Annotated in this window: 11 protein-coding genes; all 11 read right to left on the bottom strand. The window is 60.9% G+C overall.

Annotated elements, in window-relative coordinates; translation table 11 throughout:
* Positions 1-28 precede the first annotated feature (28 nt).
* The 11 genes from J7413_RS15775 to J7413_RS15725 all read right to left on the bottom strand — a co-directional run bounded on the left by J7413_RS15775 (position 29) and on the right by J7413_RS15725 (position 11,893).
* Entirely contained in the window at positions 29-1,609 is a 1,581-nt protein-coding gene (locus J7413_RS15775) for an ABC transporter substrate-binding protein (protein ID WP_209099921.1), read from the bottom strand.
* A gap of 184 nt (positions 1,610-1,793) precedes the next feature.
* Positions 1,794-2,348, bottom strand: a complete 555-nt coding sequence (comE, locus tag J7413_RS15770) for a sulfopyruvate decarboxylase subunit beta (RefSeq protein WP_209065874.1) — start codon at positions 2,346-2,348, stop codon at positions 1,794-1,796.
* Positions 2,345-2,851: a sulfopyruvate decarboxylase subunit alpha gene (gene comD / locus J7413_RS15765; protein WP_247743567.1), complete on the bottom strand. Its 507-nt coding sequence runs from the start codon at positions 2,849-2,851 to the stop codon at positions 2,345-2,347. The genes comE and comD overlap by 4 nt, the downstream gene beginning before the upstream one ends.
* A 21-nt stretch (positions 2,852-2,872) precedes the next feature.
* Positions 2,873-3,790 carry a hydroxyacid dehydrogenase gene (locus J7413_RS15760; RefSeq protein ID WP_209099919.1) on the bottom strand — a complete coding sequence of 306 codons (918 nt, stop codon included), beginning with the start codon at positions 3,788-3,790 and terminating at the stop codon, positions 2,873-2,875.
* A 24-nt stretch (positions 3,791-3,814) separates the two neighbouring features.
* A complete protein-coding gene (locus J7413_RS15755; RefSeq protein WP_209099917.1) occupies positions 3,815-5,263 on the bottom strand; it encodes an NAD-dependent succinate-semialdehyde dehydrogenase in 1,449 nt (482 codons plus the stop codon).
* Entirely contained in the window at positions 5,260-6,258 is a 999-nt protein-coding gene (locus J7413_RS15750; protein ID WP_348538766.1) for an aldose epimerase family protein, read from the bottom strand. The genes J7413_RS15755 and J7413_RS15750 overlap by 4 nt, the downstream gene beginning before the upstream one ends.
* Complete coding sequence (locus J7413_RS15745; protein ID WP_209099915.1) at positions 6,255-7,340, bottom strand: Gfo/Idh/MocA family oxidoreductase; 1,086 nt, start codon at positions 7,338-7,340, stop codon at positions 6,255-6,257. Before J7413_RS15745 ends, J7413_RS15750 begins: the two co-directional genes overlap by 4 nt.
* A 1-nt stretch (position 7,341) precedes the next feature.
* The gene (locus tag J7413_RS15740; RefSeq protein ID WP_209099913.1) at positions 7,342-8,724 is read right to left on the bottom strand and encodes a hypothetical protein; all 1,383 of its coding nucleotides are present in this window, start codon (positions 8,722-8,724) and stop codon (positions 7,342-7,344) included.
* Positions 8,725-8,736: 12 nt separating this feature from the next.
* On the bottom strand, positions 8,737-9,765 hold the full coding sequence (locus tag J7413_RS15735; RefSeq protein ID WP_209099911.1) for a tagatose 1,6-diphosphate aldolase: 1,029 nt from the start codon (positions 9,763-9,765) through the stop codon (positions 8,737-8,739).
* Entirely contained in the window at positions 9,762-10,649 is an 888-nt protein-coding gene (locus J7413_RS15730) for a PfkB family carbohydrate kinase (protein ID WP_209099909.1), read from the bottom strand. Before J7413_RS15730 ends, J7413_RS15735 begins: the two co-directional genes overlap by 4 nt.
* Positions 10,646-11,893, bottom strand: coding sequence for a cytochrome c peroxidase (locus J7413_RS15725; protein ID WP_247743566.1), 1,248 nt, complete (start codon positions 11,891-11,893; stop codon positions 10,646-10,648). The genes J7413_RS15730 and J7413_RS15725 overlap by 4 nt, the downstream gene beginning before the upstream one ends.
* Positions 11,894-11,902 lie beyond the last annotated feature (9 nt).

Genomic DNA, 11,902 nt, shown 5'->3' with positions numbered 1-11,902 from the left:
GGTTTCTTGTTGTCCTAAACCCGCGGGCTTAGTTCATTTCAAAGTATTTGAACTTCGGAGAATCTTCCGGCTCCACGATGGTGCCAACGTTCTCTTTCATGCCCCAGTTCAGCACCTGGTGGTGGATCGGGATATACAGCTGCTGATCCTGCACAACCTGCCAGATCTCATTGATCATGCCGTTGCGCTTCTCCAGATCGGTTTCCCCGGCCAGCGCTTCGATCTTCGCATCGAGATCCGCATCCGCAAAGCGGGTTGCGTTCCAGGAGCCATACTTCTCACCTTTGGAGTGGGCGAGGAAGTTAAAGATATACTCGGAATCGTAGGTCGGAACACCCCAGCCCAGCATGTAGAAATCTGTTTCCAGATTGCTGAGCAGCGGGAAGTGCTGTGCTTTCGGCTTGGCGTCCAGATTCACCTTCACGCCAATTTTGGCGAGCATGCCCACAGCCGCCTGACAGATCTTCTCGTCGTTGACATAGCGGTCGTTCGGGCAGTTCAGCGTGATGCCAAAGCCGTCCGCATAGCCCGCTTCCGCCATCAGCGCCTTCGCGCCTTCGATGTCGGTGGTGGAGGAGCTGTCCATCGCCTCGTTCCAGCCGTTCACAAATGGCGGTGCAATCATGCCCGCAGGCGCGGACTGACCACGCATCACAACCTTCATGATCGCGTTGCGGTCAATCGCCATGGACATCGCCTTGCGCACACGCACGTCAGACATGGGGTTCACACCATCCACATCATCATTGGCAATGTCTTCTGCCGCCTGGTTCATCCCGAAGAAGATCACGCGGTTCTGTGGGGCTGTGCGCACGTCCAGACCAGCGGTGTTGTCCACACGGCCCAGATCCTGCACTGGCACGTCCTGAATGAAGTCCACTTCACCAGACAGAAGCGCCGCCACACGGGTCGCTGCGTTCTGGATCGGGGTGTAGATGATCTCGGTCACCTGAAGCGGGAATTCATCTTTGCCCCAGTAGTTCTCGTTGATCGTCAGAACGGTCTTCACGTCCGGCTCGCGGCTGACCAGCTTGTAAGGGCCGGTGCCGTTGGCGTTCTTGGCTGCAAAAGTGTCTTCGCCGCCTTCATAGTCCTGCACCTTGGTGGCGTTGTTGGCCTCTGCCCAGTCTTTGTCCATGATGAACATGTTGGTCAGGTTGTTGGCCATGATCGGGTTGGGACCGTTGGTCTCAATCTCAATCGTGTAAGCGTCGGTGGCGCGCACCTCTTTCACAGAGGCCAGCAGCTCTTTGTAATCCGAGTCTTCGGTCATCGCGCGGTCAAGCGAGAATTTGACATCTTCGCTGTCAAAACTTGCGCCGTCATGGAAGGTCACACCTTCCCGCAGTTTGAACACCCACACATTTGGATTGTCCGCGGACGGACCCCATTCAGTGGCCAGCGATGGCACCATCGCACCCGCATGGTCACGCATCACCAGCGTTTCCATGATCTGGTGCGCCAGCGCCGATGTCGGGCCTTCGTTCTGTGCATGTGGGTCAAGCGTAAGCGCATCACCCGCACGCGCCCAGCGCAGGGTTTCCGCTTGTGCCAGCATTGGCATCGCCACCATCGCAGCGGTCGCCAGCATCATTGTTTTGAACTTCATCAATTTCACTCCCCTGATAAAGTTGGTGGCGCGATGATCCACGCCCGCGCGAGAATTATCAAGCCACAACCGGCCCCTTTTTTCTCCGCAACAAAGCGCAAATCCGTCTGACCCAATAAAAAAAGGGCACTCAGAACGGTGCCCCTTTGGGTTTCGATGAACTTTTGTTCAGTCGGCAAAGCGCTCAGCGCCGCACCTCTTCCATAAAGCGCTCGCGGATCACGATCGGATTGGTCTTGATCACCGGCACCTTCACATTGCCGCTCTCACATTTGGAGACGATGATGGTCATCTCGTCGCTGGCAATCGCCGCCTGCACCGCCGCCGCCGTGTCCTCCGCCGAAACGGTCTGCACGTTCTGCGCGCCACAGGCCCGGGCCACGGCCGCCAGGTCGGTGTTCATCCCCGCATAGGTCGGCTGATCCCCGGTGGAGCCATAAGAGCCATTGTCGATGATCAACAGCGTGAAGTTGCCTTGCGCGTTGTTGCCAATGGTCGCGAGCGTGCCGAGGTTTGTGAGCACAGAGCCGTCCCCGTCAATCGCGATCACCGGCTTGTCCTGCGCCGCTGCCAGCCCCAGACCAATAGACGACGCCAGCCCCATGGTGCCCAGCATGTAGAAATTGGACGGCTGATCGTCCATCGCATGCAGCTCCTGGCTCGGCGCGCCGATGTTACAGACCACAAGATGCTCGCTGATGATCGGTTTCAGCGTCTGAAATACGTCATTGCGGATCATGCCGAGGCCCTCCAGAAAGATGCGTCACAAAGAATGGCGACCGGCTTGGACGACATCTGACAATATTCCAGAATGCCCGGCAGCTCGGCCGCATCCTCCGGCTTGTGGAAGTGATAGGTCGGAATGTGCAGCTGGTTCAGGATCGCTTTGGTGTGCAGCGCCATCTCCACCTGACAGGCCACCGGCTCGCCCACTTCCCCGCGATAGGAAATCAGCATGGGCAGCGGGATCTGATAGAACTGGATGAGTGTCGCGAGCGTGTTCACCACCACGCCCAGCGCGGTGTTCTGCATCACGATGCAAGGCTTCATGCCGCCCATAAAGGCCCCGGCGCACAGCCCCATGCCTTCGTCTTCCTTGTTGGAGGGCATGTGCATGATCTCGGAGGTCTCATCAAGCACCTCAATCACGCCCGCCAGCTGTTTACACGGCACCGAGGTGACATAGTCGATCCCCGCTGCCTTCAGATCATTGACGATCTGCTGATCCATCTTTGTAGCCATCGTTCCTCCCTTAACTTTGGCTCACGCCAACCGGTCAAGCACCAGATCGGCGATCATTGCACTCACGCGCACATTGCTGTCCTGCGTGACCCCCGCGATATGCGGGGTCAGGATCAAATTGCTGACCCCTTTGAATCTCTCTGCCGCATCTTGCGTCAGAGGTTCGGTTTCAAAAACATCCAGTGCCGCGCCTGCGATGTGGCCAGAGCGCATCGCCGCCACCAGCGCCGCTTCATCAAGCACACCGCCCCGCGCCGCATTGATCACCACAGCCCCCGGTTTCATCTGAGCAAAGGCTTCAGCGTTCATCATATGGCGCGTCTGATCGGTCAGCGGCACATGCAGGCTCACCACATCCGCCTTGGCCAACACATCCGCAATCTCGCCGCGCTCCGCATGCTGCCACGCCGGGTGATCTTCCGGCAAAAACGGATCATAGGCGATCAGCGTCATCCCCATGGCCCGCGCCAGACGGCCGGTTTCCTGCGCATTGGCGCCAAAGCCCAGCAGGCCGAGCACACGCCCGCCCGCCTCACGGCCGGAACACTCTGCGCGCGGCCAATCGCCAGCCAACATCGCCGCATTGGCCTGATAGGCGTCACGCAGCAGAATGGCGGCATTGGTCACCACATATTCCGCCACCGACAACGTATTGGCCCCAAGCGCAGGCATCACCTCCACGCCCCGTGCCTCACAGGCCGCCACATCGATATTGTCGAGCCCGACGCCCAAGCGCCCAACGCATTTCAGATCTGGCGCCGCATCGAGCAACGCAGCCGTGACCTGCGTCCGGTTGCGCACAATCAGCGCCTGCACCCCGGCCATCTGCGCAGGGATATCGCCCTGCGCATCGGCCAGTTCTGGCGCATAGGTGGTGCTGTGGGCCGCCTTCAGCCGCCCCACCGCCGTGTCATCCATGAACTCTGTGATCAAAATCATCAGAGGTCTCCTCCCAAATGGGTCTTAGAGCCCGGCGACACAGGTGTATTTGGTGATCATGTAATCATCCAAACCTTGGCTGCCGCCCTCTTTGCCCATGCCGCTTTCTTTCACGCCGCCAAAGGGCGCCTCGACAGTTGTGATCAGGCCGGAATTCACGCCCACCATGCCGTACTCCAGATTTTCGTTCATGCGGAACGCACGGGCGAGATCTTTGGTGTAGGCATAGGCCGCGAGGCCATAGTCGGTGGCATTGGCCGCCGCCACGGCATCCTCTTCGTCCTCAAACTTGTAGATCGCCGCCAGCGGGCCAAATATCTCGTCAGACGTGAACTGCATCTCCGATGTCGCGCCGGTGATCAGGGTCGGCTCAAAGAAAGTCTGGCCCAGCGCATGGCGTCCGCCGCCCAGCACAACCTCGCCGCCCTTGGCCTTGGCGTCAGCAATCATGCCTTCCACCTTCTTGACCGCGTTCTCGTCAATCAACGGTCCCTGCACCACGCCATCCTCGGTGCCATCGCCAATCTTCATCGCCGCAATCGCGTCTTTCAGCTTGGCCACAAAGGCATCGTGAATGCCCGCCTGCACATAGAAACGGTTGGTACAGACACAGGTCTGCCCCATGTTGCGGAACTTCGCGATCATCGCGCCTTCGACAGCGGCATCGAGATCGGCGTCGTCAAACACGATGAACGGCGCATTGCCGCCCAGCTCCATGGAGACCTTCTTCACCTGATCCGCTGCCTGACGCAGCAACAGTTTGCCCACGCCCGTGGAGCCGGTGAAGGTCACTTTACGCACCTCTTTGTTGCTCATGATCGCGCCGCCAATCGCAGGCGCATCGCCGGTCACGATGTTGACCACACCATCTGGGAAGCCGACGTCCTGACACAGCTTGCCCCAGACCAGACCGCTATAGGGCGTCTGTGGCGCAGGCTTGGCCACAACGGTACAGCCCGCCGCCAGCGCCGGTGCAATCTTGCGCGCCAGCATGGAGCTTGGGAAGTTCCATGGCGTGATCATGCCCACCACGCCCACCGGATGGTGGGTCACCAGAAGGCGTTTGTCATTGGTGGGGGCCGGAATGATCTCGCCTTTGGTGCGTCGGATTTCCTCGGCAAACCAGCGCACATAGGCCGCGCCAATCGCGATCTCGCCGCGCGCCTCAAACAGCGGCTTGCCCTGCTCTGCGGTCAGCAGCTGCGCAAGGTCTTCTTGGTTGTCCATCAGCGCATCATGCAGCTTGTGCAGCAAGCCCACGCGCTCTGCCAGCGTGGTTTTGGACCAGCTTTTAAACGCTTGGGACGCGGCGGCAATGGCGCGCTCGGTTTCTGCGCCACCCGCGTCTGGCACCGTGCCAAGCACCGCGCCGGTTGCAGGGTTTGTGATCTCTGTGGTCGCGCCATTGTCTGCGCCCACCCACTGGCCACCAATCAGGTTGGCTTCCAGCATCAATCCATTGAAGTTGCTCATGTTTGCCCTTTCGAAAAGACGAACTGCGTGTGTTGTTGATAAGTCTCATCAGGCCGCAGCACGGCCTGTGGGAATGTCGCGTGATGCGGCGCATCTGGCCAGACTTGCGGCTCCATCGCAAGCCCACTGAAGCCCCCCATGGCGCGCCCATCCAATCCGGGCAGCGCTATATCGATATGGGTGCCATCATAAACCTGTAAACCCGGCTCGGTGGTCAAACAGCGCATTGTCACCCCGGATGCCGCAGATTTAAGCACGGCCACCGGACGCAAGGCTTCGCGTTTGTCAGACAAGCAATAATTGTGATCCACCGGATGCGCCTGTTTCACCGGCGCGCCTTGGCGGAAATCAAAGCAGGTGCCCGCAACAGGCGCCTGTTCACCGGTTGGGATCAGCTCCGCATCCACCGGCAGATAGCTCTCTGCAGCAATCTGAAGACTGTGCTCTGAAATCGTCTCTACATCATCCAGCTTGAAATAGCTGTGATGCGCCAGACTGCACAGCGTCGCCTTGTCCGTCTCGGCCCTCATACGAATGTCCAGCACGCCGCCGTCAAGGAGCGCAAATGTCACCCGTGCAGTCAGGTTGCCGGGAAAGCCCATATGGCCATCGGGCAGCGTGATCTGCAGCGTCGCGCTGTCTTCCGCCTCCGCCGCGATCTCCCACAGACGCTTGCCCATGCTGTCCGCCCCACCGTGCAGCGTGTGCGTGCCGATGAAGTTGCGATCGAGCTGATAGCTTTGCCCGTCCAGTTCCAGATGCCCGTCTCGAATGCGGTTCGCAAACCGCCCCGCCGTGGCCCCAAAGTAAGGCGAATGGGTCAGATAGGGCGCAAACTCAGGAAACCCCAGCACCAAGGGCGCGTCATGCCCCGCCAGCCGCAAATCCTGTAACACCGCGCCATAGGTCAGCAGATGGGCAGTCAGCCCGCCGCCCGTGAGCGTGATCCGATGCACCGCGCTGCCATCCGGCATATGGCCCCAGACGTCACTCACAGGGTCACCGCCTGCCCGCTGCGCGCGCTTTCCTCGGCCGCCTCGCCCACACGCACCGACCAAAGCCCATCCTGTAGGCTCACTTCGGGTTCACCCTGCCCGCGCATCACCAGATCGCGGAAGCGTTCGTGCTGAAAATAGGTCGAGCCATGGTGATCGCCGGCCTGCAACACCTTTTCATCCACCTCGACCTCTTCGCGCACCACCTCTTTGGTCGCGCGGTGGCTAATCTCCACCTCGCTGTGGCGCTCTTTGCCATCATGGGTAAACCGCGCAGGCCCCGGCACCTTGGCCTCCACCCGCGCCTTTTCGCCGGTCACGGCAATAGTCTCCTGCCAGTAAGAGCCTTCTGCAAACATGCACAGATCCAGCATCCCGCGCGCCCCATTGGCAAACTCAACGGTGACAAAAGCGTTGTCCAGAATATCCGGCGTGCGCCCGTCATAGGCCTCATCCAGATGGTTCACATCCACACCCGCGCTGGCGTAAACCCGCACCGGATCGCTCTGCAGCGTCAGCCGCATCAGATCCCAGAAGTGGCAGCATTTCTCCACCAATGTGCCGCCCGTGCGCGCATTGAACCGGTTCCAATCACCAACCTTTTCCAGAAACGGAAAGCGGTGCTCGCGGATCGCCATCATGCGCGGCGTGCCCAGGGTGCCGTCGTTCAACTCCTTCAGCAAACGCTGAACCGGGGGCATATAGCGATACTCCATCGCCACCCAGACCGGCGCTGCCCGCCCCTCAGCCTTTGCCAGAACCTCGGAACAATGCGCCGATGTGGTGCACAGCGGCTTTTCCACCAAAATCGGGTGCGGTGTCTCTAATACATCCAGCAGGATTTCATGATGCGTGTCATTGGGCGCGGCAATCAACAGCGCATCCACCAGACCGGACCCCAGCATCTCTTTATAGTCACCAAAGGCTTTGGCGGTTCCACCCGAGCTTTCCACCGACAGCTGGCGCATGCCCGCATCCGGGTCGCTCACCGCTGTCACCTCACAGCCCTGAAGCAGGGTGAGGTTGCGGATATGCTCCTGCCCCATCATGCCTGACCCGATCAGGCCATATCGTATCGTCATCTTAAATCTCCAAAAGCGGCAGCCCCATGGCCCCCGCAGCGCCACGCAGGGCGACCCGATGATCGCCATAAGCCAGAGCCATATGATGCTCGAGCCCGCTCGCAATGATATCGCTCAGCACATCACCCGCCCCGCGCCCAAAACGCAAGACCCCAGACGTGCCGGTAAAAGACATTGGCCGCGTCAGCATCATGGCATGGCTCAAAACCATATGCCGCCGCCCATGCGCCTGACTGATCCGCATCAGCGTGACCTCACCGGCCTTCAGCGGAAACTGATAGAGCAGCGGTTGCTTGCGGTTGGTGTGAATGGTCGCCTCGGCCTGCACCTCCGGCGCGATCATCGAGATCGGGGCCTGTCCGCAGTGCCAGACCACACCGGTGTCATCATCCGCGTCCATATCCACCAGATCGGTCAGAAACACCGGCGCATCCGCCGCCGCTGCCAGAACCATCTGCGTGAGCGCGCCGTACACATCCGCCTCACAGGCGCAAGGCACCCGCGCCTCCCCCATCATCGACGCCGGGCCACAGACCGCGCCGCCATATTCGGTAAACGTCTCTGGCCAGCAGCGAATGGCAAAGGCCCCGTAGCCGCCGTTTGCTTTGAGCGTATCCAGCCCCACCTTCAGGCGCAGTGAGCGGTCCAGCTCTTCCGGGTCCACTTCATCCAGCCCCGACAGCTCCGCATCCGCCTGCTTGCGCACTTCGGCGGCGGCCTCGGCAGGCACCGCGCGGGCCAGATCAAACAGATCGTCCAGCGCCAGCTCATCCACCTCAACGCCGGACAGCGCCTTCATATCCGCCTTGTCATAGGCGCAGGTGTCAAACCCCGCCGGATGTTCGCCAATCCGCGCAATCCGCTGCCCGTTCACCGCTTTGGCAATCGCCCGGCCCGCCTCTGTGGCCTCCGGCACCGCGCCCAGCGCCAGCTTACCTGAGGGCCGCGCGCCCGCGAGCATGGCGGTCAAATCCGCAGCCACATCGCCTGTCGGGTCCGCATAAAGCCAGCCAAAGGCACGGTTGTTCAGACCCAAAGCATGGCTCGCCAGATTGAGCCCACAGAAAGAGTTCAGCCGCAGTCGCCCACCCAAACGCGGCTCTGGGATCGACCAGATCGACAGCGGCTGCTCAAACGCCGCGCCAATCGCCACGGTCATCGACGCGTCAGTAAAGGTGACCTGCAGGATCATCACCTGATCCACCTCCGCGGCCTTCAGCGCGGCAATGCCCGCTTTGGTCGCCGCCTCATCAAACAGCAGCTCACGCGGGCCAACAATCTCATGGCCGGTCGCTTCCAAAGCCGCCAGCATCGCGGTTAGGTTTTCCTCTGCAAAGGGCACGTCAAAGGTGGGACGCCCCAATGGAAGAATGCCGAGTTTCATGCGCTTATGCCCTCAGATGTCTGCGTAACTGTTGCGGAATCTGGCATCATCGGCCAGCAGCCGCGCGCCGCCTGTGCCATAACAGCTGTGCTGCGCCCAATTGGCCGCCTGCGCATCCGCCAAGGCAGAGATGTCTTTCATGTAGTCCACCGCATCGCCCTCAAGCCCGGCGCGCACCGCGTCCCAATCCGGATAAGCATTGAAGGCATCGAGCCAGATCGCCCGCCCGGCCAGAAAACCGCTCGCCCCTGCTTTGAATGCATGCTCCAGCACATTGCGGAACTCCGCTTTGCCCGCCCCTGCCGACAGCATCACCCAGGGCCGACCAGCAAGACGCCCCATCTCATCAAACACCGCCTGCACCTCGGCAGAGCCATCCGCATCCGCCGCATTCACCGGGCTTTCGAGCTTAAACACATCCACGCCGTAGTCCGCCTTGGCAAACTCCTCGACCGATTTCAGAACGTCATCGGCCTTCTTGCCCTTCATCTCCACGTATTCCTTGGTCTGATGGGCGTCTGCGGCCAGCGGATAAACCAACAGCTCGAACAGGAAAGGAATGTCATATTTTGCACAGGCTTCGCCCACCTGTTTCACATAGTCCTTCTGCGCCTGATTGACCGCGTCTGAGGCATCCGGCCGATACCAGGCCAGCACCTTCACCGCGTCACCACCCATGCGCTTGATCTTGCCCACCGACCAGTTGTCGATGCTGTCAGAGAGCCGCCCACCGGGGGTTTCCTTGAACAGGCTGTCCTCCAGCGTGACCACCAGCCCCTTGTGCGGCAAGAGCGCATCAAAGCTGTAGGGAATGGCGTAGTGTGGGTCGAGCAGCATCGCAGTGGAATGTGCCTGAAGCGTCTCCACCAGCATGCCTTTGAACTTTGCGACCTCCTCCCACGGCGCGGTCTCCACCCCGTGATGTTTCGCAATCGGGCCCTTGATCGGCGGGCGCTGATCCACGGCGGTCATCTTGTAAATGCCGTTCTCATCGGCCATGCGGCGCATCCCGCTCAGCTTGCCGGGTGTCAGGGAAATCATACCTTCGTCTCCTTAAGGAAGTCGTTGAGTTGAGCGCGGCTCGGAGCTCCGGCCCGCCCGCCTTTTGTCAAACATTTCAGGGCCGCCGCGCCGTTTGCGTGACGGATTGCCTCTTCAGCGCCCATGCCCTCTGCGAGCATCAGCGCAAAAACACCGTGCCAGACGTCACCCGCGCCCAGCGTATCAATTGGGCTGATCGGGAAGGCCGCCACATGGCGCACCGCGCCCCCATCAGTAAACCAAACGCCATCCGCCCCGTCGGTCACACAGGCCCAGCAGTCGTGTTCCTCCGCGATCTGTAAAAGCGCCTCTTCGATACCCGCCCCCGGATAAAGCGAGCGCAGCCCCTGCATCGACAGCGCCACATGGCTTGCAGCCCCCATCAGCGCCGGATCAATCGGCGCTTCCCCGTCCAGAATTCCGGGAATACCCCGCGCACGGGCCAGCTCCAACGCCGCCAGCGCCGCATCCACTCGCCGCGTGTCCGTCAGCACCGCGCCCAGATCGGTCAGGCCGTCAAACCAGTCGGTGTTCAGCACCAGCCCCGCCCCGCGGAAATTCACAATCTGGCGTTCTCCCTGCGCATCTATCAGCACCGACGAATAGGAACTCTGCGCCCCCGCCGTGCGCGTGACATTGGAGACATCCACGCCTTCGCGCGCCAGATCCGCCACGATCATGTCGCCAATGCTGTCCTCCCCCAGCCGCGCGCCCAGCACGGCCGCGCCACCCATCCGCGCAATCGCCACAGCAGCATTGGCGGCACAGCCGCCCCCCACGATGTCCGCTTCTTCCGTGCCGTATTTCTCCGCCCGATTGGGCAAGTCTGGCAGGTGAAAGACAAAATCCACCACCGCCGCGCCGACGCACAGGATCCTGCTCATTCCGGCACCTCCAGCCCACTTGGCACGCTGTCCGGCACGCCCAGCCGCCCCTTGATGCTCTCCGTCCCGGTCAGCGCATGCAAAAACGCCACGATCTGCGCCACCTCGGCATCATCAAGCTCAATCCGCTCAATATCGGTACGCGAGGCCAAACGCGCCCGCTCCCGCGTGTCAGAAAAGGCCAGAAAATCCACCTTCGCCAACCACGGCACCTCCGGCAGCACCGCGTTGTCCTTTTCCCAAGCCGCAAAGGCGCCGCGCGGGTCCATGTGATGGCGCACCATGCCCTCAAGACTGTCATACGCCCCGTTGTGGCCATAAGGCGCCGTCAACGCCACATTGCGCAGCGCGGGCGTGCGAAAGCGGTAGGCATCCTCCAACCGGTCCGACGCCCCCATGCGCCCCACGTCGCGCACAATCGGATCCCATTGGCGCGTCTTTCCGGGGCCAAAATGCGGCAACATCAGCGCGTGAAACTTCTGATCCGTCATCAGCGGCCCCGCATGACAACTGCTGCACATCGCCTTGCCGTAAAACAGATCCATACCGGCCTTTTGTTCGGCATTCAGCGCCGTTTCGTCACCGTTCAGATAGGCATCAAACGGGCTATCATAGCTCTTGAACTCCGTGCCCTCAAAGGCCGCCAAAGCGTTGACAATATGGGTGATATTGATGTCGAGCGGCTGATCTACATCGTCATAGGCGGCAATGAACATCTCCGCATATTCCGGGATGATCCGCACCCGTTTGGCCACAATCGGCCAGACATTGTCGATCCGGTCATAGACCGCCCCTGCGATCTGGTTTTCCTTCGGATTGCCCGCCATCTCAAACTCAGCGGTCATTGGAAACAGCGCCTGCGCCGCAAGGATTGAATTCAACCCACCCGGCAGCCATTCCTGCGCCGGGCTGTCAAAACCGGTCTCATAAATATCGCTCACCGACAGGCGGCCGTCGTGAAACAGGATGTCGATCTCTTTCGCCGCCAGATTCCACAGCGCCGGTGCATTGCGCGGGATGCGTTTCACAATCCGGCTGTCCCCTGTGCCCGGCGTCCGCTCCCGCCCCAGCCCGTCACCACCCTCGCCAATCCCAAGGCTCAGCCCGTCGCCGGACCCCAGCTCCGGATGGTGACAGGTGGCGCAGGCAATGTTGCGGTTGCCCGACAGGATCGGATCAAAAAACAAGAGCTGCCCGATCTTGGCCTGACGCGGGTCAAACTGGATGAAATCATCCTCTTGCAACGGCTGCGG

This window comes from Shimia sp. R10_1, from assembly GCF_017744095.1.
Lineage (GTDB): Bacteria > Pseudomonadota > Alphaproteobacteria > Rhodobacterales > Rhodobacteraceae > Shimia.
The sequence above is the reverse complement of the archived record's forward strand: the minus strand, read 5'-3'. Positions and strand labels throughout refer to the sequence as shown.

What these genes read in the sequence shown, in the direction of transcription:
- J7413_RS15740 (WP_209099913.1), bottom strand. Translation starts at nt 8,724, where the DNA reads ATGAAACTCGGCATTCTTCCATTGGGGCGTCCCACCTTTGACGTGCCC.
- J7413_RS15760 (WP_209099919.1), bottom strand. Translation starts at nt 3,790, where the DNA reads ATGATTTTGATCACAGAGTTCATGGATGACACGGCGGTGGGGCGGCTG.
- comD (WP_247743567.1), bottom strand. Translation starts at nt 2,851, where the DNA reads ATGGCTACAAAGATGGATCAGCAGATCGTCAATGATCTGAAGGCAGCG.
- J7413_RS15735 (WP_209099911.1), bottom strand. Translation starts at nt 9,765, where the DNA reads ATGATTTCCCTGACACCCGGCAAGCTGAGCGGGATGCGCCGCATGGCC.
- comE (WP_209065874.1), bottom strand. Translation starts at nt 2,348, where the DNA reads ATGATCCGCAATGACGTATTTCAGACGCTGAAACCGATCATCAGCGAG.
- J7413_RS15775 (WP_209099921.1), bottom strand. Translation starts at nt 1,609, where the DNA reads ATGAAGTTCAAAACAATGATGCTGGCGACCGCTGCGATGGTGGCGATG.
- J7413_RS15755 (WP_209099917.1), bottom strand. Translation starts at nt 5,263, where the DNA reads ATGAGCAACTTCAATGGATTGATGCTGGAAGCCAACCTGATTGGTGGC.
- J7413_RS15745 (WP_209099915.1), bottom strand. Translation starts at nt 7,340, where the DNA reads ATGACGATACGATATGGCCTGATCGGGTCAGGCATGATGGGGCAGGAG.
- J7413_RS15730 (WP_209099909.1), bottom strand. Translation starts at nt 10,649, where the DNA reads ATGAGCAGGATCCTGTGCGTCGGCGCGGCGGTGGTGGATTTTGTCTTT.